At 61.7% G+C, this 23,010-nt stretch carries 21 protein-coding genes and 1 pseudogene; 5 read left to right on the top strand and 17 right to left on the bottom strand.

Going from position 1 to position 23,010, the window contains the following annotated elements:
• Window positions 1–33: 33 nt before the first annotated feature.
• Window positions 34–1,614: an aldehyde dehydrogenase (NADP(+)) gene (locus tag ICY20_RS22160; protein WP_194938607.1), complete on the bottom strand. Its 1,581-nt coding sequence runs from the start codon at window positions 1,612–1,614 to the stop codon at window positions 34–36.
• Window positions 1,615–1,624: 10 nt separating this feature from the next.
• On the bottom strand, window positions 1,625–2,614 hold the full coding sequence (gene araD1 / locus ICY20_RS22155) for an AraD1 family protein (RefSeq protein ID WP_194938606.1): 990 nt from the start codon (window positions 2,612–2,614) through the stop codon (window positions 1,625–1,627).
• 238 nt (window positions 2,615–2,852) lie between these two features.
• Between araD1 and ICY20_RS22150 the strand changes: the two genes are divergently transcribed.
• The gene (locus tag ICY20_RS22150) at window positions 2,853–3,575 is read left to right on the top strand and encodes a FadR/GntR family transcriptional regulator (protein ID WP_159962725.1); all 723 of its coding nucleotides are present in this window, start codon (window positions 2,853–2,855) and stop codon (window positions 3,573–3,575) included.
• 43 nt (window positions 3,576–3,618) lie between these two features.
• Here ICY20_RS22150 and ICY20_RS22145 read toward each other — a convergent pair whose 3' ends face one another.
• Entirely contained in the window at window positions 3,619–4,368 is a 750-nt protein-coding gene (locus ICY20_RS22145) for an SDR family NAD(P)-dependent oxidoreductase (RefSeq protein WP_194938605.1), read from the bottom strand.
• Between the two features lie 130 nt (window positions 4,369–4,498).
• Between ICY20_RS22145 and ICY20_RS22140 the strand changes: the two genes are divergently transcribed.
• Entirely contained in the window at window positions 4,499–5,410 is a 912-nt protein-coding gene (locus tag ICY20_RS22140) for a LysR family transcriptional regulator (RefSeq protein WP_194938604.1), read from the top strand.
• A gap of 9 nt (window positions 5,411–5,419) precedes the next feature.
• Here ICY20_RS22140 and ICY20_RS22135 read toward each other — a convergent pair whose 3' ends face one another.
• Window positions 5,420–6,169, bottom strand: coding sequence for a glucose 1-dehydrogenase (locus tag ICY20_RS22135; RefSeq protein ID WP_159962722.1), 750 nt, complete (start codon window positions 6,167–6,169; stop codon window positions 5,420–5,422).
• A gap of 148 nt (window positions 6,170–6,317) precedes the next feature.
• On the opposite strand from ICY20_RS22135, the gene ICY20_RS22130 reads away from it, so the two are divergent.
• Window positions 6,318–7,184, top strand: a complete 867-nt coding sequence (locus ICY20_RS22130) for an AraC family transcriptional regulator (RefSeq protein ID WP_159962721.1) — start codon at window positions 6,318–6,320, stop codon at window positions 7,182–7,184.
• Between the two features lie 131 nt (window positions 7,185–7,315).
• Here the strand turns inward: ICY20_RS22130 and ICY20_RS22125 are convergent, their stop codons facing one another.
• The 4 genes and pseudogenes from ICY20_RS22125 to ICY20_RS22110 all read right to left on the bottom strand — a co-directional run bounded on the left by ICY20_RS22125 (window position 7,316) and on the right by ICY20_RS22110 (window position 9,914).
• On the bottom strand, window positions 7,316–7,780 hold the full coding sequence (locus ICY20_RS22125; RefSeq protein ID WP_159962720.1) for a nuclear transport factor 2 family protein: 465 nt from the start codon (window positions 7,778–7,780) through the stop codon (window positions 7,316–7,318).
• A gap of 17 nt (window positions 7,781–7,797) precedes the next feature.
• Window positions 7,798–8,757 carry a saccharopine dehydrogenase family protein gene (locus tag ICY20_RS22120; RefSeq protein WP_194938603.1) on the bottom strand — a complete coding sequence of 320 codons (960 nt, stop codon included), beginning with the start codon at window positions 8,755–8,757 and terminating at the stop codon, window positions 7,798–7,800.
• A pseudogene (locus ICY20_RS22115) lies at window positions 8,754–9,154 on the bottom strand (VOC family protein). Before ICY20_RS22115 ends, ICY20_RS22120 begins: the two are co-directional and overlap by 4 nt.
• Window positions 9,155–9,170: 16 nt before the next feature.
• Window positions 9,171–9,914, bottom strand: coding sequence for an SDR family NAD(P)-dependent oxidoreductase (locus ICY20_RS22110; RefSeq protein ID WP_194938602.1), 744 nt, complete (start codon window positions 9,912–9,914; stop codon window positions 9,171–9,173).
• Between the two features lie 138 nt (window positions 9,915–10,052).
• On the opposite strand from ICY20_RS22110, the gene ICY20_RS22105 reads away from it, so the two are divergent.
• A complete protein-coding gene (locus ICY20_RS22105; RefSeq protein WP_194938628.1) occupies window positions 10,053–10,937 on the top strand; it encodes an AraC family transcriptional regulator in 885 nt (294 codons plus the stop codon).
• A 114-nt stretch (window positions 10,938–11,051) separates the two neighbouring features.
• Here the strand turns inward: ICY20_RS22105 and ICY20_RS22100 are convergent, their stop codons facing one another.
• The 6 genes from ICY20_RS22100 to ICY20_RS22075 are packed head-to-tail and all read right to left on the bottom strand — an operon-like array spanning window position 11,052 to window position 16,990.
• On the bottom strand, window positions 11,052–12,794 hold the full coding sequence (locus tag ICY20_RS22100; RefSeq protein WP_159957586.1) for an ABC transporter substrate-binding protein: 1,743 nt from the start codon (window positions 12,792–12,794) through the stop codon (window positions 11,052–11,054).
• A 32-nt stretch (window positions 12,795–12,826) separates the two neighbouring features.
• Window positions 12,827–13,099 carry a DUF2160 domain-containing protein gene (locus tag ICY20_RS22095; protein ID WP_159957588.1) on the bottom strand — a complete coding sequence of 91 codons (273 nt, stop codon included), beginning with the start codon at window positions 13,097–13,099 and terminating at the stop codon, window positions 12,827–12,829.
• Between the two features lie 10 nt (window positions 13,100–13,109).
• On the bottom strand, window positions 13,110–13,904 hold the full coding sequence (locus ICY20_RS22090; protein WP_200846343.1) for a carbohydrate ABC transporter permease: 795 nt from the start codon (window positions 13,902–13,904) through the stop codon (window positions 13,110–13,112).
• Between the two features lie 31 nt (window positions 13,905–13,935).
• Window positions 13,936–14,802: a carbohydrate ABC transporter permease gene (locus ICY20_RS22085; protein ID WP_122511609.1), complete on the bottom strand. Its 867-nt coding sequence runs from the start codon at window positions 14,800–14,802 to the stop codon at window positions 13,936–13,938.
• Window positions 14,799–15,896: an ABC transporter ATP-binding protein gene (locus tag ICY20_RS22080; protein WP_194938601.1), complete on the bottom strand. Its 1,098-nt coding sequence runs from the start codon at window positions 15,894–15,896 to the stop codon at window positions 14,799–14,801. Before ICY20_RS22080 ends, ICY20_RS22085 begins: the two co-directional genes overlap by 4 nt.
• Window positions 15,896–16,990: an ABC transporter ATP-binding protein gene (locus tag ICY20_RS22075; protein ID WP_159957592.1), complete on the bottom strand. Its 1,095-nt coding sequence runs from the start codon at window positions 16,988–16,990 to the stop codon at window positions 15,896–15,898. Before ICY20_RS22075 ends, ICY20_RS22080 begins: the two co-directional genes overlap by 1 nt.
• Before the next feature lie 363 nt (window positions 16,991–17,353).
• Here ICY20_RS22075 and ICY20_RS22070 point away from each other — a divergent pair, with 363 nt between their 5' ends.
• Window positions 17,354–19,159 (top strand): sigma-54-dependent Fis family transcriptional regulator, encoded by a 1,806-nt coding sequence (locus tag ICY20_RS22070; protein WP_194938600.1) that lies wholly within the window; start codon window positions 17,354–17,356, stop codon window positions 19,157–19,159.
• Here the strand turns inward: ICY20_RS22070 and ICY20_RS22065 are convergent.
• The 3 genes from ICY20_RS22065 to ICY20_RS22055 all read right to left on the bottom strand — a co-directional run bounded on the left by ICY20_RS22065 (window position 19,156) and on the right by ICY20_RS22055 (window position 22,948).
• A complete protein-coding gene (locus tag ICY20_RS22065; protein ID WP_194938599.1) occupies window positions 19,156–20,088 on the bottom strand; it encodes a FecR family protein in 933 nt (310 codons plus the stop codon). The two genes, ICY20_RS22070 and ICY20_RS22065, sit on opposite strands and share 4 nt — an antisense overlap.
• Window positions 20,085–20,627 (bottom strand): sigma-70 family RNA polymerase sigma factor, encoded by a 543-nt coding sequence (locus ICY20_RS22060; protein ID WP_159957598.1) that lies wholly within the window; start codon window positions 20,625–20,627, stop codon window positions 20,085–20,087. The genes ICY20_RS22065 and ICY20_RS22060 overlap by 4 nt, the downstream gene beginning before the upstream one ends.
• 221 nt (window positions 20,628–20,848) lie before the next feature.
• Window positions 20,849–22,948 (bottom strand): TonB-dependent receptor family protein, encoded by a 2,100-nt coding sequence (locus tag ICY20_RS22055; protein WP_194938598.1) that lies wholly within the window; start codon window positions 22,946–22,948, stop codon window positions 20,849–20,851.
• Window positions 22,949–23,010 lie beyond the last annotated feature (62 nt).

The raw sequence follows: 23,010 nt of genomic DNA, 5'->3' as shown, positions 1-23,010 counted from the left end.
CTCCTGGATTTTTATTGTTCTCAGGCCTGCGTTTTACAGCGGATCGCGCGTGGGCGAGCCATCCACCAGGCGTTGGATACGCAGCGGGTTGGCGTTTTTCAACGCGTCGGGCAGCAGGCTGTCCGGGTAGTTCTGGAAGCACACCGGGCGCAGGAAACGGTCGATGGCCAGGGTGCCGACCGAGGTGCCACGCGCATCGGACGTCGCCGGGTACGGACCGCCGTGCACCATCGAATCGCAGACTTCCACGCCGGTGGGGTAGCCGTTGAGCAGGATGCGCCCGACTTTCTGCTCCAGCAGTGGCGTGAGCTCGGCGAACTGTTGCAAGTCGTGCGGCTCGCCAATGATCGTCGCCGTCAGTTGACCGTGCAGGCCATGCAACGCGGCGCTGAGTTGGGCTTGGTCGGCGACTTCGACAAACACCGTAGTAGGGCCGAAGACCTCTTCTTGCAGCACTTCATCGGCGTCGATCAGCAGACTTGCATCAGCTTTGAACAGCTGCGGTTGCGCCTGGTTGCCTGACTGGGTGTTGCCCGCCAGATGCTGGATGCCTGGATGGGCCAGGAGTTTTTCCAGGCCTTTGCCGTAGCTGCCCAACGTGCCGGCATTGAGCATGGTTTGCGCCGGTTGATCACCGATCAATTGCGCGACCTGCTGGGTGAACGCGGTAAAGGCAGGCGACGCAATACCGATCACCAGGCCGGGGTTGGTGCAGAACTGACCGCAGCCTTGTACCACCGAGGCGGTCAGGTCGCGGGCGATGCTGTCGGCGCGTGTGTTTAACGCCTCAGGCAACACGATCACCGGGTTGATGCTCGACATCTCGGCAAACACCGGGATCGGCTGCGGGCGTGCTGCCGCCATATCACACAGGGCACGGCCGCCCTTGAGCGAGCCGGTAAAGCCGACAGCCTGGATCGCCGGGTGCTTGACCAGCGCCTCCCCTACGCCGCCGCCGAAGATCATGTTGAACACACCCGCCGGCATCTCGGTGGCCTCGGCCGCCCGAATGATTGCATCGGCCACCCGCTCGGCCGTTGCCATATGCCCGCTGTGCGCCTTGAACACCACCGGGCAGCCCGCCGCCAATGCCGCTGCGGTATCACCGCCCGCCGTTGAGAAAGCCAGGGGGAAATTGCTCGCGCCGAACACGGCGACGGGGCCCAGGCCGATGCGGTATTGACGCAGGTCCGGGCGCGGCAGCGGTTGGCGCTCTGGCAACGCCTTGTCGATGCGCGCGCCATAGAAATCCCCACGACGCAGCACGGTTGCAAACAGGCGCATCTGGCCGCTGGTGCGACCGCGCTCGCCTTTGATGCGGGCGGCAGGCAGCGCGGTTTCGCGGCAGACCAGTTCGACAAAATCATCGCCCAATGCGTCCAGCTCATCGGCCACGGCATCAAGGAACTGCGCACGCCGGGCCGCGCTCAGTGCGCGATACGCCGGGTAGGCCTGCGCGGCGGCCTTGGCGGCGGCGTCGACTTCCTGCGGGGTGGCCTGGTAGAAGGCCTGGGGCAAGGCTTCGCCGGTGCTGGCGTCGACACTTTGCAGCGTGATGCTGCCGTTGGCGCTGCGCTGGCCGCCGATGTAGTTGTGGCCGAGGAACTGGGTCATGAAGGTCTCCTTAAAGGGTGATGACGTGGCCGGGTTCGAACGCTGCGTCGCTAGTGCCGACGCGGTTGACCAGCGGCGCGCCGAACTCGGCCTGGCTGATCTCAAACACATCCCCCGGTTGGGTACGTATACCGTCGGCGAATGACAGCGTGGCGGTGCCGAAGAAGTGAACATGCACATCGCCCGGCGTGAGGAACTGGCGGTATTTGAAGTGGTGGTATTCGAGGTTTTCCAGGCTGTGGCACATATTGGCTTCGCCGCTGAGGAACTCGTTTTCCCAGATGACCTTGCCGTCACGCAGGATTCGGCTACTGCCCGACAGATGCTGGGGCAGTTCGCCGACGCGCAGCTCGGGGCCATAGCTGCAACTGCGCAGTTTGGAATGGGCCAGGTAGAGGTAGTTTTTGCGCTCCATCACGTGGTCGGAGAACTCGTTACCCACCGCAAAGCCTACGCGGTAGGGCTTGCTGTCCGGGCCGATGACGTAGAGGCCACTGATCTCGGGCTCTTCACCCGCGTCTTCAGCAAACGGAGGCACCGGGAAGGCTGCGCCGGGGCGCACCACAATGCTGCCGTCGCCTTTGTAGAACCATTCCGGCTGTACGCCCGCCTCGCCGGCTGCGGGCTTGCCGCCCTCGACGCCCCATTTGAAGATGCGCATGGTGTCGGTCAGTGCAGTGTCGTCACCGGCCTGGTGCATCTTGTCGCGGGCGGAGGCGCTGCCCAGGTGGGTCAGGCCGGTGCCGCTGATCAGCATATGGGCAGGGTCTGGGTGGTCCAGGGGCGGCAGGATTTTCAGCTCGGCCAGCAACGCAGCGTAGTCATGGCTTTCGCCCAGACCCAGGTTGTCAACGTGTTGCGCCAGGCCCACACCGGCGTCGATGGCGGCCAGCGCCAGTTCGCGCACGCTGCGGGCGGCTTTGACTTCCAGCAGCCTGGAACCTTCCACTACGCCCACCCGGCGCTCACCGTTATTCAATTCGAACTGAACTAACCGCATGTTTTTTCTCCCGAAAACCGACGTTGGGGCGATCTTCGCCTGTTGTTTTTATAAACGTTGGGATCGACTATATAGTAGTACTATTTACGAAACAACAGCTCAATATGCGCTCACGTCGTGATATTTAAATAGATATAGTCGTACAATATGCCAAGCTTTCGTGACAAAAAAGCCCCCAGCCGTTCCCACTAATTGGGATGCTATGATGCGGCGTATTTAGCCAGAGCCTTTTTCCGTTATGGATCACCAGCCGCCCAAGCCGCGCAAGAGCATGCACGCCCAGATCGTTCAGGACTTGGGCATGAACATCGTTTCCGGTCGCTTCAAACCTGAAGAAAGATTGCCCATGGAGGCTACGCTCTGTGAGGAATACAAGGTCAGCCGGTCGGTGTTGCGCGAGGCAACTCGGGTGCTCAGCGCCAAGGGCCTGGTGTATTCCAAGCCACGGGTGGGCGCAGTGGTTCGGCCCCGTTTGAAATGGCACCTGCTCGATCCGGACGTCCTGTCCTGGCTGATGCAGTCCACGCCCCACAGCGAATTCTTCAACACCCTGGCGGGTGTGCGGCGCATCCTGGAACCGGAAATCGCCGCCATGGCCGCAACCACCGCGACCGACGAAGATATCGCCACCATCGAACAAGCCTACCAAGGCATGGAAACCGCCCAGACCCACGAGCAATTGCTGCAAGCCGACCTGGACTTCCACCGCGCCATCGCCGACGCCACGCGCAACGATCTGTTGGCCTATATGTGCAACATGCTGTCACTGCCCCTGCGCGAGTCGATCAACATCACCAACCGCCGCCCCGATATCCAGGGCCTGAGCCTGCCTCGGCACAAGGCGATCCTCACCGCGATCCAGAACCGCGACGCACTGGGCGCGCGGCATGCGTCGCTGGTGCAGTTGGATGACACGCGGGTGGCACTGGATACGGTGATGAATGTACTGACGCCGCTCTGACGGCGAACACTGACTGGCATTGAGGCTTCCCTGTGATTGGGCTTCAGCTGTTCTGCCCGCCATCGACGTTTAATGTGGCGCCAGTGATGTAGGCCGCATCCGCCCCCACCAGAAACGCCACCACCCCGGCGATTTCTTCCGGTTGGCCATAGCGCCCCAACGCGGTCATCTGCTTGACCAATGGCGCCATGTCGCCTGTCTCTGGATTCATTTCGGTATTGATCGGCCCCGGCTGCACGGTGTTGACCGTGATTCCTCGCGGCCCCAGGTCGCGTGCCCAGGCGCGGCTGTACGCGGCCACGGCGGCCTTGCTTGCCGCGTAGTCGCCAATCCCGGGGAACGGCGCACGGCTCGCAAACATGGTGCCGATCGACACAATGCGCCCGCCATCGGCCATCAAGGGCACCGCCGCACGCACGGCGGCCACCACGCCGTTGAGGTTGATCGCCTGTTGGCGGTCCAGCGCAGCGATATCAGCGTCGGGGTCACCCACCACGCCCATGGTGAACACGCCTGCGCTGTTGACCAGGATATCCAGGCGCCCGAAGTGCTCATGCACCGTCTTGACCAACGCTGCCACCGCGGCGCCATCAGCTTGGTCCGCAGCCACGGCAAGCCCGTTTACCCCATGGGCCTTGATGCTGCGCAGTACCGCCTGCGCACGCTCGGCCGATTGGGAATAGCTGAACGCAACATCGGCACCTTCGGCCGCGAGGCGCTTGGCGATGGCGGCGCCAATACCCCGTGAAGCGCCGGTGACCAATGCGACTTTGCCTTTGAGAGAGTGAGTCATGATGATTCCTTGAAAGCCTGTCGATTCGCGGGTTGCGAGGCGTAAAACAAGGTAATCTCTTCGTCTTTGGTGATAAACGGCGTATTGCTGTATCTCGTATCACTCAATTCGTGACAATACGCGAGGCACCATGGACTACTTCCACGCCGTACAAGCGTTTTTGCGCATCGTCGAAACCGGCAGTTTCGTGAAGGCCGCTGCGCAACTGCAGGTGCACCCCAACGCGGTGACCAAGCTGGTACAGGGGCTGGAGGCTCACTTGCGGGTGAAGCTGCTGAACCGCACCACACGCACGGTGACGCTGACCCCGGAAGGCAGCGCCTACCACACACGCATGAGCCGGGTACTGGACCAGTGGCTAGAGGCCGAGTCGGACATCGCGGTGACCCGTAGCCGACCCAGCGGCCGCGTTCGGGTCGACATGGGCACCACCATCGCCACGTTGCTGGTGATCCCGGCCCTGCGCGATTTTCATCAACGCTACCCGGATATCCAGGTGGATATCGGCGCCAGCGACCGCACCGCCGACCTGGCGAGTGAAAGCATCGACTGCGTCATACGCGGCGGGCACTTGCCGGATTCAACGTTGATTGCGCGAAGCCTAGGCAGCCTGGAGTTTGTCACCTGTGCCACGCCCGTTTACCTGACGGCTCACGGCACTCCGAGCCATCCTTCAGAACTGGAAAACGGCCATACGCTGGTTCGCTATTTTTTCCCCGGTACCGGCAAGCAAAACCGGCTGGTGTTGATACGGGGAGACGAACAGGTCGCAGTGCAAGGCCACCATTTCGTGGCCGTCAATGACAGCAACGCCTACCTGGCGGCTGGCCTTGCGGGGTTGGGGGTGATCCACACGCTGCGCTTTATGGTGCAACCCTCCATCGAGGCAGGCGCCTTGGTGCCAGTGCTCACGCAATGGTCGGCGCCGCCCAACCCGCTGTCGGTGGTGTACATGCCCAACCGCCACCTCAGTGCACGAGTGCGGGTGTTTGTGGACTGGCTGGTGGAGGTGTTTGCCGCACACCCCCAGGTACGGCAGTGATCGGCGCGGTCAGTAACCAACACCCCGCACACCACCGGAAGCCCGGATCGACTCGCCGGTGACCCAATGGGCGTCTTCAGACGCCAGGAACACCGCCAACGGCGCGATATCTTCCGGCTCGCCGAAACGCCCCAGCGGCGTACCGGCAATCAGCGATTGGCCAAACTCACCGGCAAAGTTGCCATCGGTGGCCGGCGTGTTGGTGTGGCCCGGCAAGATCGAGTTGACCCGGATGCCCTTGGGCCCCAACTCACGCGCCAAGGCGAAGGTGAGCGTATCCACCGCGCCCTTGGTGGCCGAGTAAACGCTGGAAGCCAGGTACGGGTCGGTGCTGAGGATCGAGCTGATATTGATGATACTGCCGCCCTGCCCCAACAATTTCACTGCCTCCCGCGCCGCCAGCAGATAGCCGAGCACGTTGAGGTTGAACTGCTTGTGGAAAGCCTCTTCGGTCAGGTCTTCGAGCATCTGGAACACCGCGACACCGGCGTTGTTGACCAGGATATCCAGGCGGCCGAAAGTCTCGCGCACGGTGTCGAACAAGCGCGTCACGTCGGCGCCTGAGCTCATGTCCGCCTGAACGCTGATGGCGTTACCGCCCTGCGCCTGAATATGGGCAACCACCGCATCCGCGTCGGTTTGACTGGTGGCGTAGTTGACCACCACTGTTGCGCCCGCCGCTGCCAAGCCTTTGGCAATGCCTGCGCCGATGCCTTTGGAGGCGCCGGTGACAACTGCGATTTTTCCGTCGAGTTTCATAAGCCTGATGTTCCTTAAGGTGGAGTGATATTGCGTGCTGCCAGTATTCGGGCGGTGACTGCACGGGCGGTTGCCGGTTCTTATCCCATGCTTGCCTATTCTTCTCAGTTGCCTTGCTTTGCCGGTCGACGTAGCTCAAGGTCGGCCCATGAACAACGACCTGGACGAACTGCGCCGCCTCGTGAGGCGCGCAGAAAACAAATGGACCGATACCGGCCTGCCCCGCGTCGCGATGGTGTGCGCCGAAGCCTGCGCCGATCAGGTGTATCAGCCGATGCTGCACCTGGTGTTGCAGGGGTCGAAGACCTTGTCCATCGGCGATCAGGTCTCATCCTATGGGCCGGCCAGCTACTTTGTGGTGCCGGTGGAGGTGCCAGCGACCGGGCAGGTTCATCCCGACTCGCCCGAGCAGCCCTACCTGGCACTGAGCCTGACCCTGGACCCCGGCGTGATCGCCGCCGTGTTGGCGGATGAAATCCCACCCCTTGAACGCGTGCGCACCCAACGGTTTTCAGCCGTGCCCGCTCCCGAGCACATGATCGATGCGTGGCTGCGTATGCTGCGGCTGATGGATCGCCCCAGCGAAGCCGCCGTGTTGGCACCGATGATTGAGCGCGAAATCGTGTTTCGTGTGCTGCAAGGCCCGTTGCGCGACACCCTGGTGGACATGGCGCGCCCCGATGGCCGCCTGGCGCAAATTCGCCGGGCCACCGAGTGGATTCGCCAGCACTATGCCGAACCCTTTCGCGTGGAGCCGCTGGCGGCCATGACCGATATGAGCGTGGCGGCGTTCTATCGGCATTTCAAAGCCATTACCGCAATGACGCCAATCCAGTACCAGAAACGTTTGCGCCTGTTGCGGGCGCGCTGGTTGCTGCTGTTCGACACGCTGGATGCGGCGTCCATTGCCTTCACGGTCGGGTATGAAAGTGCCTCGCAATTTAGCCGCGAATATGCGCGGCTGTTTGGTTTGCCGCCGGTGAAGGATGCGGCGCGGTTCAAAACCCCGATTTGAACCGACTGCGAACCAGTGTGGCGAGGGAGCTTGCTCCCGCTGGGCTGCGAAGCGGCCCCAACAAACGGGAGCGCTACGCACTGGAGCGCCAGCCCGGTCCAGCGGGAGCAAGCTCCCTCGCCACAGGGCTATTAGATACCGGCAAGTACGGCCGGGTCGCCCGAGCGCCACACGTTATCCACGGTCACGCGCTGGATCAGCCATACGCCCGCCTCCCGCACCAACTCCACGTCATAACGGTTTTTCATCAGGTAATGCCGTGAAGGGTCACTTTGCGGCACGTGCTGGGCTTCGACCAAGGCGTCCAGCCGCGCACTGTTGCCATCGAGGGTCACCCGCGCATTGCTCACCGAGTGCGTGGTGTCGAGCTGGCTGAGGGCGCCGGACAATGCGCCAACAAGGGTGTCGCGCCCTTCCAGCACCGGGTATTCAAAGCCGGCCTTGGCGGCGGCCGGGCGGAAATCCGAGACGGCACCGACGGTGAATGCCGAGGCAAGCAGGGCCGAGTCCTTCAGATCAATGCCCGCCGCAAAGCGATGCAAGGTGTCGATGACCGCGAACTTCTCGGCAGCGGTTTGTAGGTCGATAGCAGTCATGGGCGTTATTCCTGAGGTTAATAATCGGTGATCTGTGTGCCGGCAATGGTCTGGGCAAAACCCACCCCAAACAGCTTTGCAGGGGTTTGGAAACCGGCCTGGCGCTCGCCACCGAGCACTCGGCGAGCCGCTTCTACAGCGGCCAGCGGGGTGTAGCTGTAGCCGTTGACGGTTTCGATGACTGAGCGTGCAACCGTGCCGTCCGCACCTGTGACTTCAGCCACCGCACGGGCACGATGGGCGTCGCGCTGGGCTTGAGTGGGGCCGTCGGGCAGCAGCGACAAGTCGCCCTCGGGGAACGCTTCGCCGGTGATGTGCACAAACACGGCGATATTCGGGACGGCGCTGGAGTGCCAGGCCGTAACCAGGTCGCCAAACGACAGCGGTGCGCACAGCGCCGGGCCGTCGCCAAAGTCCAGGTGTTGCGGTTGCGCATCCGGGGTGGCGAGCAACTGGTCGTCGATGCGCGCCATGACGCCGGCACCGATGATCTCGCCAACGCTCATTGCCGAGCCACGGGACATGGCGCCCGGCACCTGCAAGGCTATTTTCAAGGACTGCGGTTGCTGCACACGGCTGGCAACGTGCATGGCCAGACAGTCGGTGGGCACCACGTCCCAGCCAACGCCGGGCAGCAGCATCACGTTCGCGTCGGCGCCCAGTTGTTCGGCCAGGCGGTACACGTTGATTTCGGCGGTGATGTCCAGGTAGTCGGTGCCGTTGGCGATGCAGGCGCGCATCAAGGCTCCGGCGGTCTGGGCGAAGGGGCCGGCGAAGTTGAGCAAGACGTCGATGCCCTCCAACTGGCTGGCGTCTGCGGTAAACACCCGGTAAGGCGCGTCCAGCTGAGCCGCCAGGCTTGCCAAGTGCCCGGCGTTGCGGCCGGCGAGTACCAGGTTCAGCCCGAGTTGTTTTGCGTGTTTTGCCGCCATGCGCCCGGTGTAGCCGGTGGCGCCGTAGATCATCAGTGTTTTCATGAGGTGTGCTGCCAGTTTTTGTAAACGAATTCGAGGCTGTAGCCGTCCGGGTCAAGCACGTTGGCGGCGTAATAGTTGGGGTCGTAATGCAGGCGTGCGCCGGGTGCGCCGTTGTCGGTAGCGCCATTGGCCAACGCAGCGGTGTACGCCGTTTCGACCTCGGCGCGGTTGTTGGCGACAAAGCCCACATGCACCGCCCGCCCCTCCACCACACCTTCGCGCAGCCAGAAGAACATGCGCCCGTGGGCGCCAAAGCCCTTCAGGTCCGGGTGGCCGGGGGGCCGTCCTTGCCGTCGTAGTCAAGCCGGGCGGTGATGCCCAAGGGTTTGAGGGTGGCTTCGTAGAAACGGATGGAACGCTGGATATCGCTGACCGAGATAAACAGATGATCGAGCATGGTGTGGCCTCCAGGTTCAGATGATGTAGCCGCCAGCGACTTCTATGGTTTGCGCATTGATCCACTGGCCTTCTTGTGACAACAGCATCGCAATGACCCGTGCCACGTCTTCGGGTTCGCCAACACGCCCGAGGGCAGTTTGCCCGGCCAGCTGGGCTTCGAACTCATCGTTCAAGCCGCCGCCCAATTCGGTACGAATGGCACCGGGGGACACCGCATTGGCGCGGATACGGCGCTCGCCGAACTCCTTGGCCATGTAGCGGGTGAGTACGTCCAGGCCGCCCTTGAACGTGGCATAAGGTGCGACGCCTGCGGTGGCAACTCGGGTGGTGGCACTGGTGAGGTTGACGATGCTGGCGTGTTCTGCAAGCAGCGGCAGCAGGGTTTGGGTAAGGAAGAACGGGCCTTTGAGGTGCACGTTGAACAAACCGTCAAACTGCGCCTCGGTCACTGACTCCAGCGGGTTGAACAGGCCGTAGCCGGCGTTGTTCACCAGGCCGCTCAGAGTGCTTACCCCCCATGTCGAATGCAGGGTGCTGGTGACCGCGTCGCGGAATGCGGCGAACGAGCCTACGTTGGCAACATCCAGTTCCAGCGCCACGGCCTTACCGCCATCGGCCTCGATACGCTGCACCACCGCCTGCGCCGCATCCGGGTGGCGGTTGTAGGTAAGGATCACGCCATGACCCTGGCGGGCACACAGTTCGGCGGTACTGGCACCGATACCACGGCTGCCTCCGGTAATCACGATGACGCTCATGGCCTGCTCCACTGTTAAAAAGTTGAGTGACCACAGTAGCCATCGCCCTGCCCGCCGACGCAGCCGTTCCTACTCCAATCCTGCCTGTTTCTGCTTTTTGCTTGCGCAAGCGTTGTAGGAAGGAACAGCATGGCCCGCATGAATACTCAATTGATCGAACTGCGCGCCCTGGCCGCCCATGCCGAAAACCGCCGCACAGAGACCGGCATCCCGCGCGTGGCGATGGTGCAGGGGGCGATTCCGGAGCATATGCTCGCGGCGGTCTATGACCCGATGATCAACCTGATCCTGCAGGGCAGTAAATGCATGACCGTGGGCGACCGCACCCTGCATTACGACCCGGCGACGTACTTTGTGATGTCCATCGAGTTGCCCGCCGTGGGCGTGGTAAACCCGGCGACTACGGGTGAACCGTATTTGGCAGTGAGCTTGACCCTGGACCCGACCGTGCTCACCACCCTGCTCAACGACCTGCCCGCGCCCAGTGGCCGTTGCGAGCAGGAAGCCGGGTTTTCAGTCGCGGCCGTCACACCCGCCTTGATGGACGCCTGGGTGCGCATGCTGCGCCTGATGGGTGACCCGGTGGCGATTGCCGCGCTGGCGCCTGCGTATGAGCGAGAGATCCTCTACCACGTGCTGCAAGGCCCCCACGGCTGGATGTTGCGCGAGATTGCCGCGCCGGATACCGCCATGGCGCGGGTCAGCCGGGCGATCCAATGGATTCGTCGCGACTATGCCGAGCCGATTCGCGTGGAGGCGTTGGCCCAGAAAGCGGCAATGAGTGTTTCGGCGTTTCACCGGCACTTCAAGGCAGTGACCAATTTGAGCCCGTTGCAGTATCACAAGCGTGTGCGGCTGCTACAGGCGCGCACCTTGATGGTGGCCAGCGCGAGCAGCGTGACCAGTGCAGCGTTTGAGGTGGGGTATGAAAGCGCGACCCAGTTCAGCCGCGATTATGCGCGGGTGTTTGGGTTGCCGCCGGCGAAGGATACGGCGCGAATTTTGGCCGCAACGCGAGGTTAATGTGGGAGGGGGCTTGCTCCCGATAGCGGTATACCAGTCAATTAATCTGTCGACTGATACACCGCTATCGGGAGCAAGCCCCCTCCCACATTGGAGCTGATTTACAAATCGCGACTATTTGCGCGCCGCCTCCCACTGCTTGAGCAGGTCGCCGTACGCCACGGTCTCGCCCTTGGGTTTCTCGTTAGCCAGTTTCGGCTTCGGTGCCCCCGGTTGGTCGAACCAGTATTGCGCGTCACGCTCGGGGTTCATTTTCGGGCCGCATACCGGCTGCACCTTGGAGCGTTCCAGTCGCGTCATGATCGCGTCTTGCTCCTTGGCCAGGTTGTCCAGCGCCTGCTGCGGGGTTTTCTCGCCGCTGGCAGCCGAGGCGATGTTGCTCCACCACAGTTGTGCCAAGCGTGGGTAGTCGGGCACGTTGGTGCCGGTTGGCGACCATTCGGTGCGTGCCGGGCTGCGGTAGAACTCCACCAGGCCACCCAGTTTCGGCGCCATGTCGGTCATGGCTTGAGAGTTGATGTCGGACTCACGAATCGGCGTCAGGCCGACGATGGTTTTCTTCAGTGAGACGGTTTTCGAGGTCACGAACTGCGCGTAAAGCCAGGCCGCGAGTTTCTGTTTCTCTGGGGTGGACTTGAGGAAGGTCCAGGAGCCTACGTCCTGATAGCCCTTTTTCATGCCTTTTTCCCAGTAAGGCCCGACAGGCGACGGCGCCATGCGCCATTTCGGCGTGCCGTCGGCATTCACCACTGGCAGGCCCGGCTTGACCATGTCGGCAGTAAACGCGGTGTACCAGAAGATCTGCTGGGCGATGTTGCCTTGCGAAGGCACTGGGCCAGACTCGGAGAAGGTCATGCCCGCCGCTTCCGGTGGTGCGTAGGCTTTCATCCAGTCCACGTATTTCTGGGTAGCGTACACGGCGGCCGGGCCGTTGGTGTCGCCGCCACGGGTGACGCTGGAGCCCACCGGGTGGCAGTCCTCCACGCGAATGCCCCACTCGTCCACCGGCAAGCCGTTGGGCAAGCCCTTGTCGCCGCCACCGGCCATGGAGAACCAGGCATCGGTGAAACGCCAGCCCAGGGACGGGTCTTTTTTGCCGTAGTCCATGTGCCCGTAGACGCGCTTGCCGTCGATCTCCTTGACGTCTTCGCTGAAGAACTTGGCGATGTCTTCATAGGCTGACCAGTTCACCGGCACGCCGAGGTCATAGCCGTACTTTTCCTTGAACTTGGCTTTGAGGTCGGCACGCTCGAACCAGTCGGCGCGGAACCAGTAGAGGTTGGCGAACTGCTGGTCGGGCAATTGGTAGATCTTGCCGTCGGGCGCGGTGGTGAATGAGAGGCCGATAAAGTCCTTGAGGTCCAGGGTCGGCGAGGTATAGGCCTTGCCTTCATTGGCCATCAGGTCGGTGATGGATTCGGTCTTGCCATAGCGAAAGTGCGTACCGATCAAGTCGGAATCGTTGACCCAGCCGTCATAGATGTTTTTGTCGGACTGCATCTGGGTTTGCAGCTTCTCCACCACATCGCCTTCTTGCAGCAGGTCATGGGTCAGCTTGATCCCGGTGATTTCGCTGAAGGCCTTGGCCAACACCTTGGACTCGTACTCGTGGGTGGTAAGGGTTTCCGACACCACGTTGATCTTCATCCCACGAAAGGGTTCGGCGGCCTTGATAAACCACTTGAGTTCCTCAAGCTGCTGCTCGGCCGTGAGGGTGGACGGTTTGAATTCGCTGCCGATCCATTTTTTCGCGGCGTCTTCGTACGCATCGGCCCAGGCCGAGGCGCTCAAACCGCTGAGGGCCAATACGGCGGCCAATGAAATGCTATGTCGCAGCTTATTGTTCTTATTCAACATAGAGACCTCCTGGTTGTTTATTCATAAGGGCACTAGCCCCAACGCATCACACTCAACAGCCATACCAGGGACAGCGCAGTGGCCACCCAGATGCTCCAGTCGGTAACGCCGATAACCAGCAAATGCAGGTAGGCGCTGCCGAGAAGACCGATAAACAAACGATCACCACGGGTGGTGCTGATCGGTAAAAAACCGCGCCGAGGGATGCTCGGCGAGCGCAGCTCCCAGGTGGTCATGCCCGCCAGAATCAGCGCGATGCCACCAAAGAACAGTGCGGTGGGGGTGGTCCAGGCCATCCATTCCATCATCGACTCCTCAGACCCGGCCCAGGGCAAAGCCCTTGGCCACGTGGTTGCGAACAAACCAGATCACCAGCATGCCGGGAAGGATAGTCAACACCCCCGCCGCTGCCAGCACGCCCCAATCGATACCCGAAGCCGAGACCGTGCGGGTCATTACCGCCGCGATGGGCTTGGCGTTGACCGAGGTCAGGGTGCGCGCCAGTAGCAGCTCGACCCAGGAAAACATAAAGCAGAAAAACGCGGTCACGCCGATGCCGGAGCCGATCAGCGGGATAAAAATCTTCACGAAAAACTTGGGAAACGAGTAGCCGTCAATGTAGGCGGTTTCGTCGATTTCCTTGGGCACGCCCGACATAAAGCCTTCCAGAATCCACACCGCCAACGGCACGTTAAACAGGCAGTGAGCCAGGGCCACGGCGATATGGGTGTCGAACAGACCAATCGACGAATACAGCTGGAAAAACGGCAGCAAAAACACCGCCGGTGGCGCCATGCGGTTGGTCAGCAGCCAGAAAAACAGGTGCTTGTCGCCGAGGAAGCGATAGCGCGAAAACGCATAGGCCGCCGGCAGCGCCACGCTCAGGGATATGACCGTGTTCAGGCTCACGTAGTACAGCGAGTTGAGGTAACCGGTGTACCAACTCGGGTCGGTGAAGATCACCTTGTAGTTAGCCAGGGTGAAGTCCTGCGGAAACAGCGTCAGCCCACCGAGGATTTCGGTGTTGCTCTTGAAGGACATGTTCAGCAGCCAGTAGATCGGCACCAGCAAAAACAGGATGTAGATCAGCAGGGGGATAACTTTCTTCATAAACGTAAGACGCTTGCTCATGTTGGCGGCCTCAGCGGTTGGCGTCGGAGTGGGTCATGGCGGTGTAGAACAGCCAGGACACCAACAGGATGATCAGGAAGTACACCAGCGAAAACGCCGCCGCTGGGCCCAGGTCGAATTGGCCTACAGCCATCTGGGTAAGCGTCTGACTGAGGAACGTGGTGGCATTCCCCGGCCCGCCGCCGGTGAGCACGAAGGGCTCGGTGTAGATCATGAAGCTGTCCATAAACCGCAGCATCACCGCGATCAACAGCACGCTCTTCATCTTCGGCAGTTGGATATGTCGGAATACCGCCCAAGCCGATGCGCGATCGATCCGTGCAGCCTGGTAGTACACGTCCGGGATCGCCCTTAGGCCGGAGTAGCAGAGCAGCGCCACCAGTGAGGTCCAGTGCCACACGTCCATCACCAGCACGGTGACCCAGGCGTCTGCGGTGTTGGCCGCATAGTTGTAGCTGATGCCCATGGCGTTGAGGCTGTAGCCCAACAGGCCAATGTCGGCGCGGCCGAAGATCTGCCAGATGGTGCCCACCACGTTCCACGGGATCAGCAGCGGTATCGCCAGGATGATCAGCACCAGCGAAGACCAGCGGCCTTTGGTCGGCATGGTCAGGGCGATGGCAATCCCCAAGGGTATCTCGATCAGCAGCACGCAGGCCGAGTAGATGAACTGGCGCAGCAACGAGTCGTGCAACCTTGGGTCGAGCAGCACCTGTTTGTACCAGTCGGCACCAACGAAATAGCGGCTGGACTGATCGAAGATGTCCTGCACCGAATAGTTGACCACGGTCATCATGGGGATTACCGCACTGAACGCCACCAGCAAAAACACCGGCAACACCAGCCACCAGGCCTTGTTGTTCTGCACCTTGTTCATGGCTGCACCTCCAGCAGGTAGTCGTCGGCGTAAAGCATCAGCCATTGCGCGGGGAAGCTGATGGAAGCCTTGCCTTCAGGTACGGGCTTATCTTCGGCCAGGCGCACCTTGAGCAGCGCGCCGTCGAGGTTGAGGGTCATGATCTTGTAGGTGCCGAGGTCTTCCAGGTGTGTGACGTCGGCTTGCAGGGCGTCGGGGCTGTATTCGTCCCACACGTGGATAAATTCCGGGCGGATGCCCACTTGCAGCTTCGTGTACTCGGTACTGGCAATGCGCGCCTGCAAGGCCTCGGACAGCGACAGATGGGTGCCGGCAAAGCGCACCCCGCCCGCCTCGGCCTGCACCTCGATCAGATTCATCCCAGGGCTGCCGATGAAATAGCCGACAAAGGTGTGGCTCGGTCGTTCGAACAGCTCGCGGGGCGTGCCGAACTGCACGATCTGGCCGCCATACATCACGGCGATCTTGTCGGCGAAGGTCGATGCCTCAAGCTGGTCGTGGGTGACGTAGACCATGGTGATGTTGAACTGCTCGTGGATCTGCTTGAGCTTGCGCCGCAGCTTCCACTTGAGGTGCGGGTCGATCACCGTCAGCGGTTCATCGAACAGGATCGCCGACACGTCGTCACGCACCAGGCCACGACCCATGGAGACTTTCTGCTTTTCGTCGGCGGTGAGGTTGCGCGCCTTTTTGCTGAGCAGGTTTTGCAGGTCAAGGACTTCGGCAATTTCCTGCACCTTGCTGTGAATTTTCGCCTCGGCCATGCCCTGATTGCGCAGGGGGAACGCCAGGTTGTCGAACACGGTCATGGTGTCGTACACCACCGGGAACTGAAACACCTGGGCGATATTGCGTTTTTCCGGGGTGAGGTCGTTGACCACCTTGGTATCGAACAACACCTGGCCTTCGGACGGGCTGAGCAGGCCGGAGATGATATTGAGCAAAGTCGACTTGCCGCAGCCCGATGGCCCCAGCAACGCGTAGGCGCCGCCCTGCTCCCACACGTGATTCATGGCCCGAATGGCGTAGTCCTCGGGGCCGCTCGGCGTAGGGCTGTAGCTGTGCGCCAGGTTCTGCAAATGGATCTCGGCCATCAGGCAACCCTCGCGACACGGCGCCCGGGGGCCTGGACCAAGCGGCCCTGGCTATCGAACACAAACAGTTTATGGGTGGGGATATACACGCGGATCGGCGCATCGACGTCGTATTCATGTACGCCCGGCAGGTGCAGCACCAGCAGGAAGTGTTCGCTGCGCACATGCAGGAACGTTTCTGAACCGCTGATCTCGGCGACTTCCACGGTCACCGCCAGTTCCAGGTCGTCATCGTTGCTGGGCACCAGGCTGATGTGGCTGGGGCGCACGCCAAAGCGGAACTCACCCTCACCAATGGGGCGCAGGTCGACGTTGAGGGGGAAGTGCACGAAATTGGCGAAGCTGACTTCGTTGCCACTGATGCGCCCCGGCATCAGGTTGATCGGCGGCTCGGAGAACAGTTCGGCAGCCAGCACGCTTTGGGGCTGGTGGTAGACCTCGGCGGCCTTGCCGCTCTGGATCACTCGGCCTTCATGCAGAATGGTGGTAGTGCCGCCCAGGGCCAGGGCTTCATTGGGTTCGGTGGTGGCGTAGATGGCGATGGTATGGCGCGCCTTGAACAGCTCGCGCATTTCCTGACGCAGCTCTTCACGCAGTTTGTAGTCCAGGTTCACCAGGGGTTCATCGAACAAGATCAGCTCGGCGTCTTTGACCAAGGCGCGAGCCATGGCCGTGCGTTGCTGCTGGCCGCCGGACAACTCCAGCGGGTGGCGCTGCAGGAATTTTTCGATGCGCAGCATCCTGGCGGTTTCCAGCACCTTGGCCTGGATAATCTCGTTGGCCACACCGGCCTGGCGCAACGGCGAGGCGATGTTTTCGAACACGGTCATGGTGGGGTAATTGATGAACTGCTGATACACCATCGACACGTTGCGCAGGCGCACCGGCTTTTGCGTGACGTCGACGCCGTTCATCAGGATGCGGCCGCTGTCGGGCTTGTCCAGGCCGGCCATCAGGCGCATCAGGCTGGTCTTGCCGGACAGCGTGCGGCCGAGCAAAACGTTGAAGGAGCCGGCTTCGAAACGCAGGGTGGCGTCGTCGATCCAGGTTTGCCCTTCTACGACGCGGGAGACATGTTCCAGGGTCAATGACATGACACGACCTTTTTTATTATTGGAATGAATCTGGCCATTCGTCAGAGCGAGTTTCGTGCCAAAAACGCAAGCGTTTGATGTGTAAGGAAATGAGATAAACAGCATGTTCGAGAGTGAACACTCCGGGTGAACAACTGAACAGTTCGGGGGTTGACAATGAACAGTTCTGAACAACACTCTTCTGACTCGGTTGCCCAGACAACAGAGGGCAAATGTGGGAGGGGGCTTGCTCCCGATGAGGCCGTGTCAGTTGATACATCTGTGACTGACCCACCGCTATCGGGAGCAAGCCTCCTCCCACATTGACCTGTATCCGACCACTAGATCGTGCAGTACCTAAAACAATAAAAAGAAGGTCACACCATGGCCGAACCACTGCCTCACGACACCCTTATCCAGGAATCCTGGCGCCGTTGCCGCGCCTTTGGCCTGGATCATCAAAGCACGCCAAGCTTCGACCAGCTCCCCGCCGAGGGCATCAGCCAGTTGCTCGAAAGCCAGCATTCCCTGGTGCAGACCACCCATCAGGAAGTGCTGCCCTACTACGAAAACATCCTGAGCAATTCCAACTGCCTGATCATGCTGGCTGACAATCAGGGCCAGGTGCTGACCTCGTGGGGCACTCAGCGTTTTATCGAGCCCAAGCTGGCTCGCGGTTTCAACCCTGGGGCCAGTTGGCAAGAGCGTTCCAGCGGCACCAATGCCATCGGCACGGCGCTGGCCTGTGCCCAGGCGGTACACATCGAACACGATGAACACTTCCTCAAGGCCAACCGCTTCATGACCGGCTCGGCGGCGCCGATCTTTGATGCCCAGCGCGAGATCATCGCGGTGCTGGATGTGTCCAGCGACAGCTACCTGCCGCCCTCCCACACCTTGGGCATGGTCAAGATGATGAGCCAGACGGTTGAAAACCGGCTGATCCTCAACCTGTTTCGCGGTGAGCATTTCCAACTGACCTTTAACACCGGTTTGAGCAACCTCGACAGCCAGTGGGCGGGCCTGTTGATTTTTGATGAGAGCGGCCAGGTGCTGTCGGCCAACCGCCGTGCCGACAACCTGCTGGGCATTAGTTTGTCGCGGGTGATGATCGACCGTTTGTTCAAGGTGTCGTTGCTGGAGCTGCTCAACCAACCCGAAGGCTTGCCGTTTTCATTGCAGGCGCAGGGCCGCAATCGGTTCCAGTGTTTGTTGAAGCGCCCCAAACAGCCCCCCGTGCAGGCGCGCGTGTTCAAAGAGCCGCCAAAACCTGCGGCGATTGGCCTCAAGACCCTGCACTTTGGCGATGTACGCGTGGAGAAAGCCGTGCGCCAGGCCGAGCGCCTGCTGGAGAAAGACATTCCCTTGTTGATCCACGGCGAAACCGGGGTGGGCAAAGAGGTCTTCGTCAAAGCCCTGCATCAGGCCAGCTCTCGCAGCTCGCAAGCGTTTATCGCGGTGAACTGTGCGGCGATTCCGGCCGAGTTGGTGGAATCGGAACTGTTCGGCTACGAAAAAGGCGCGTTCACGGGGGCCAATCAGAAAGGCAGCATCGGCCTGATCCGTAAGGCCGACAAGGGCACGCTGTTTCTTGACGAAATCGGCGATATGCCGCTGCCAACCCAGGCCCGGTTGTTGCGGGTGTTGCAGGAGCGCTGCGTGCAACCGGTGGGCAGCAGCGAATTGTTCCCGGTGGATCTGCGCATCATCTCGGCCACCAACCGTGCGCTGCGCGAATGGGTGCAGGCCGGGCGCTTTCGTGAGGACTTGTACTACCGCATTGGCGGCCTGACCCTAGAGCTGCCGCCGCTGCGCGAGCGCACCGACAAGCGCGCCCTGTTCCAGCAACTGTGGCAGCAACATCGCGAACCCACGCAATGGGCAGGCCTGAGCCCCGAAGTGCTGGCGTTGTTCGAGCAGCACCCGTGGCCCGGAAACCTGCGCCAGGTCAGCAGTGTGTTGCAGGTGGCATTGGCGATGGCCGAGGAGCAACCGATCCGCCCTGAGCATCTTCCGGATGATTTTTTTGTGGATTTGAATGTGCCGGTGCCGTTGCCAACAGGTGAGTTTCTGGATGACGGCATCGACCTGAACCAGCGCCTGAAGGCAGCAGGCGGAAATATCTCGCACCTGGCGCGGGAGCTGGGGGTGAGCCGCAATACGTTGTACAAACGCTTGCGCCAGCCTTAACGCGGCTTGACCACCACCAGCAGGTCGGTGAAGTACTGCACTTGGATCGGCAGGTTATCGGCCAGTGCCGCGAGTGCTGCCGTCGTGTCGTCGAGCTTGAACACGCCGGACACCCTCAAGTCTTTCAAGGCCGGTGCGTCGAAGCGCACCAGGCCGTGGCGGTAGCTGGCCAGGGTTTGCAACACCTCGCTGAGGGGTTGGTCGTTGACCTTGAGCAGGCCACGGGTCCAGGCGTCTGGGTCGCTGTTGCCGGTAGCTTGTGGGGCTTGGGCGAAGCCGTGGTCGAGAACCGAGCGCTGGCCGGCCGTCACCTTGACGCCTTCGCTGGCGTCGCCTTTGACTGCCACGCTGGACTCGATCACCGTCACCACGGTGGCCCCATCGTCTGCGCGCTTGACCAGGTAACGCGTGCCCAAGGCCGTCGCCGTGCCTTGGTTGGTGCGTACCACGAAAGGCCGTTGCGCGTCCTTGGCCACATCTACCCAAAGCTCGCCTTGCAGCAGTTCGATCACCCGTTGGTGGCCATCGAATCTCACGTCTACGGCCGAGTTGCTGTTGAGCTGGAGTTGGCTGCCGTCTTCGAGGGCGATCTGCCGACGCTCGCCGACGCCAGTACGTTGGTCGGCCATCCACACCGGCAGGTGATCGAGGCCGAACCAGCCACACAGCAGCATGCCGACCAGCCCCGCCACCTGTACGCCCCGTGGGCGACGTGGGGCGAAGGCGCGGTTGAGGGCGATACGTGCCGGTTTGGCCGGCAAGGTGTCGAGGCTGCCCCACAAGCCGCGCATACGCTCGATCGCGAGGGCGTGGCGTGGGTCGGCCTGGCACCAAGTGTCGAAAGCGCGGCGGTCGGCGTCGGTGACGTCTTCGTCGTGCAGGCGGGTCAGCCAATTCGCGGCTTGCTGGATGATTTGTTCAGAACTCATGCCAACGGGTCCGCGCCGTGCAGGCTGTGGTAACAGTGCACCAGGGCGCTGGAGATGTAGTTTTTGACGGTGCTGGAAGAGACGTTCAGGCGCGTGGCGATTTCGCTGTAGGTGAGCCCATCGAGGCGGCTCAGCAGAAAGGCTTCCCGGGCCTTGGCGGGCAAGCCGGCGAGCATTTCGGCGATGCGTTCCAGGGCTTGCAGCGCTACGTGGATCGCCGCAGGGTCAGGCATACCGGCGTCTTCGCACTGGATCACCAGGGCTTCCATGTAGGCTTTTTCGATACGTCGGCGACGGGCGCCGTCGATCAGCAGGCGCCCTGCCGTGGTGGCCAGGAAGGCCCGGGGTTCCTTGATGTTTTGCGGTTCGGCCAGCATGAGTACGCGGATAAAAGCGTCGTGAGCCAGGTCGGCGGCATGCTGGGAGCAGCCGAGTTTTTTGCGCAGCCAGCCGTGCAACCAGCCGTGGTGCTCGCTGTACATTGCCGTGAGGGTCTGCTGGCGAATGGAATCGCCCAGCGCGGCCGGAATGTTGTGCATGCGCAAAAATGTCTCAAATGGGAAGTGTTACCAATTGCGCGAACAATGCCAGTAAAACGATGTAGGAGCAAGGATCTCTAAGTTGATACAAATCAACTGTGGGAGGGGGCTTGCCCCCGATGAGGGAGTGTCAGCCAACAAATTAAGTCACTGACACACTGCCATCGGGGGCAAGCCCCCTCCCACATTTAGACCTGCTTTGCCTGAATGTCGGTGTTGTATCAGCGCCAGGCCCAGGACACGCCGGTATAGATGCCGCGGCCATCGCCAGGCGTGGAACGTGCGGCGTCCAGGCCCTTGTCGTCATACCCCGGCGTGACGGTATTGGCGTAGCGCTTGTTGGTCAAATTGCGCAGGTCGACCCACGCCTGCCAGTCCTGCTTGGGCGCGTCGTAGCCAAACGTGGCGCCCAGCAAGGTGTAGGACGCGGCGTAGAACGAGTTGGCATAGTCCACCGCCACCTTTGAAGAATGCTCGGTATTGAGGCTGGTGTAGAAACCCGTCGGATGGCTGTAGCGCACCTGCGCCTGGTAGTAGTGCTTGGGGATGCCCGGCAAGGTGTTGCCGCCGAAGCGGTCGTCGTCGCGGTAGTGGAAATCGCTGTAGGTATAGGCCTGGCGCAGGGCAAGACGGCCGTTGCGGCCGCCCTCCCACAACGGGCTGAGCAGACTCAGTTCTATGCCCTGATGCACGGTGGGGCTGGCGTTATTTTCAGCGATGACGGCGTCGGTGGTAGAGGTTTGCGCCTGGGTTTCGACGGTGAGCAGTTCGTGGCGCACTTCGGAGCGGTAAAGCGCCAGGTCCCATTGACCGAACCACTGCTCGCCACGGCCGCCGATTTCCAGGGTGGTGGCGGTCTGGTTTTTCAGTTTGATGCCTTCGCGCGCATAGCCATTAGCTGGACCGCCGGTGAATTTGTTACCAGACCCCCAAATCATCGACCACGCATGCGGCGGCTCAACCGAGCGGCTCAGGTTGCCGTACACCTGCAATTGCGGGGTGAAGTCGTAGCGCAGGCCGATGCGCGGCGCGTAGTCCCAGTCGTGTTGGCTGACCTTTGCACCCGTCACGGGGTAGCTCACCTCGGTTTCACGACGGGTGTAGATCGCGGCCAGGCCGGTGGTCAGCCACAGGTCGGGCACCAGTTCCAGGTCGTTACCGATATGCAGCACGGTGTCCGAACCCAGGTAGCTGTAGTCGCGGGTCTTGGTGCCGGGGGCGTAGGCGCCGGGGATGCGCACGTATTCGGAACCGCCGTTATTGGGCATCGCCTGGGTCGTGCGCAGGCCAATGGTGGTCTTGCTGTCATGCCCGAACAGCGTGTCCTGGCGGATGTAGTTGAGGGTGCTGCTGATGTCGGTGTAGGCGACTTTCAGGCGGATGGTGCCTTCGCGCAGGTCCATCGGGTAATCGTGGTACGCCAGGCCAAACTCCAGGCGAGAGTTGTCGTCGAGCTGCAAGGTGGTCTTGTTGGCGATCCAGGTGGAGCCTGGCTCCAGACGCTTGGAATCGCGAGCGGCATTGAGGCTGTTGGCTGCGCGTGGGTCGTGGCTGATCTGGTCGCGGGTGAGTTTGCCGGGGGTGTCGTTGGTGGTTTCGCGGTAGCGAATATAGAAACGGGTTTCCAGTTCCGGGCTGAAGCGGTAGCCGAAGTTGGCGGCAAAGCCCTTGCCGGTGGCCGCGCTCTGGCGCTGATAGCCGTCGGATTCGGAGTCGGTGAGGCTGATGTAGTAATCGGCATCCCCCAGCACCTGGCCCGAGCTGATCTCGCGCTGGGCATAGCCTTTGCTGCCCACTTCATAACGCAGTTGCAGCTTGGGGGCGTCGTAGCCGGTGCGGGTCACGTAGTTGACCGCGCCGCCCAGCGCCAGCGCACCCTGGTCGAAGCCGTTTGCGCCGCGCAGCACTTCGACGCGGCTTTGCCACAGGGGCACCTTCAACTCGTAGGGCGTGCCGCCGGGGCCGGTCAGTGGCAGGCCGTCGAACATCTCGTACAGGCCCGAACCGTGAGCGCCGGGGCTGCGGTTGAGGCCCGAGCCGCGAATCGAGAGCTTGACCCCTTCGTTGTTCGCCGCCTTGGCGTATACCCCGGCCTGGTACTTGAACACATCCTCGTTGGTGCTCACCCGCCCCTGCGCCACGCTGCTCATGTCGATGTAGTTGGTGGCGCCGGGCACGCTTTTAAGCTGGGCTTGGGCCACTTCGCCAGCACTGGCTTCGCTGCTCGTGACTTCTACCGGGGCCAATAGCAGGTCTTCGGCGTGTACCAGTGAGCTTAACGTCAGGGCAGCAAACAGGAGCGGAGGTTGGCGCAGCAGCATCGGGCAAGTCCTTGAGAGTCGGGGGGCATGGGATGGGAAGACAAGGGCGTGCGCCAAGTCAC

It is taken from the genome of Pseudomonas pisciculturae (assembly GCF_015461805.1).
GTDB lineage: Bacteria > Pseudomonadota > Gammaproteobacteria > Pseudomonadales > Pseudomonadaceae > Aquipseudomonas > Aquipseudomonas pisciculturae.
Note: the sequence above shows the minus strand (reverse complement) of the source record. Positions and strands in the feature narration are given on the sequence as shown.

Bases quoted from the DNA above. Each gene is read 5' to 3' on its own strand.
- ICY20_RS22160 (WP_194938607.1), bottom strand. From the start codon at position 1,614: ATGACCCAGTTCCTCGGCCACAACTACATCGGCGGCCAGCGCAGCGCC.
- araD1 (WP_194938606.1), bottom strand. From the start codon at position 2,614: ATGCGGTTAGTTCAGTTCGAATTGAATAACGGTGAGCGCCGGGTGGGC.
- ICY20_RS22150 (WP_159962725.1), top strand. From the start codon at position 2,853: ATGGATCACCAGCCGCCCAAGCCGCGCAAGAGCATGCACGCCCAGATC.
- ICY20_RS22145 (WP_194938605.1), bottom strand. From the start codon at position 4,368: ATGACTCACTCTCTCAAAGGCAAAGTCGCATTGGTCACCGGCGCTTCA.
- ICY20_RS22140 (WP_194938604.1), top strand. From the start codon at position 4,499: ATGGACTACTTCCACGCCGTACAAGCGTTTTTGCGCATCGTCGAAACC.
- ICY20_RS22135 (WP_159962722.1), bottom strand. From the start codon at position 6,169: ATGAAACTCGACGGAAAAATCGCAGTTGTCACCGGCGCCTCCAAAGGC.
- ICY20_RS22130 (WP_159962721.1), top strand. From the start codon at position 6,318: ATGAACAACGACCTGGACGAACTGCGCCGCCTCGTGAGGCGCGCAGAA.
- ICY20_RS22125 (WP_159962720.1), bottom strand. From the start codon at position 7,780: ATGACTGCTATCGACCTACAAACCGCTGCCGAGAAGTTCGCGGTCATC.
- ICY20_RS22120 (WP_194938603.1), bottom strand. From the start codon at position 8,757: ATGAAAACACTGATGATCTACGGCGCCACCGGCTACACCGGGCGCATG.
- ICY20_RS22110 (WP_194938602.1), bottom strand. From the start codon at position 9,914: ATGAGCGTCATCGTGATTACCGGAGGCAGCCGTGGTATCGGTGCCAGT.
- ICY20_RS22105 (WP_194938628.1), top strand. From the start codon at position 10,053: ATGAATACTCAATTGATCGAACTGCGCGCCCTGGCCGCCCATGCCGAA.
- ICY20_RS22100 (WP_159957586.1), bottom strand. From the start codon at position 12,794: ATGTTGAATAAGAACAATAAGCTGCGACATAGCATTTCATTGGCCGCC.
- ICY20_RS22095 (WP_159957588.1), bottom strand. From the start codon at position 13,099: ATGGAATGGATGGCCTGGACCACCCCCACCGCACTGTTCTTTGGTGGC.
- ICY20_RS22090 (WP_200846343.1), bottom strand. From the start codon at position 13,904: ATGAAGAAAGTTATCCCCCTGCTGATCTACATCCTGTTTTTGCTGGTG.
- ICY20_RS22085 (WP_122511609.1), bottom strand. From the start codon at position 14,802: ATGAACAAGGTGCAGAACAACAAGGCCTGGTGGCTGGTGTTGCCGGTG.
- ICY20_RS22080 (WP_194938601.1), bottom strand. From the start codon at position 15,896: ATGGCCGAGATCCATTTGCAGAACCTGGCGCACAGCTACAGCCCTACG.
- ICY20_RS22075 (WP_159957592.1), bottom strand. From the start codon at position 16,990: ATGTCATTGACCCTGGAACATGTCTCCCGCGTCGTAGAAGGGCAAACC.
- ICY20_RS22070 (WP_194938600.1), top strand. From the start codon at position 17,354: ATGGCCGAACCACTGCCTCACGACACCCTTATCCAGGAATCCTGGCGC.
- ICY20_RS22065 (WP_194938599.1), bottom strand. From the start codon at position 20,088: ATGAGTTCTGAACAAATCATCCAGCAAGCCGCGAATTGGCTGACCCGC.
- ICY20_RS22060 (WP_159957598.1), bottom strand. From the start codon at position 20,627: ATGCACAACATTCCGGCCGCGCTGGGCGATTCCATTCGCCAGCAGACC.
- ICY20_RS22055 (WP_194938598.1), bottom strand. From the start codon at position 22,948: ATGCTGCTGCGCCAACCTCCGCTCCTGTTTGCTGCCCTGACGTTAAGC.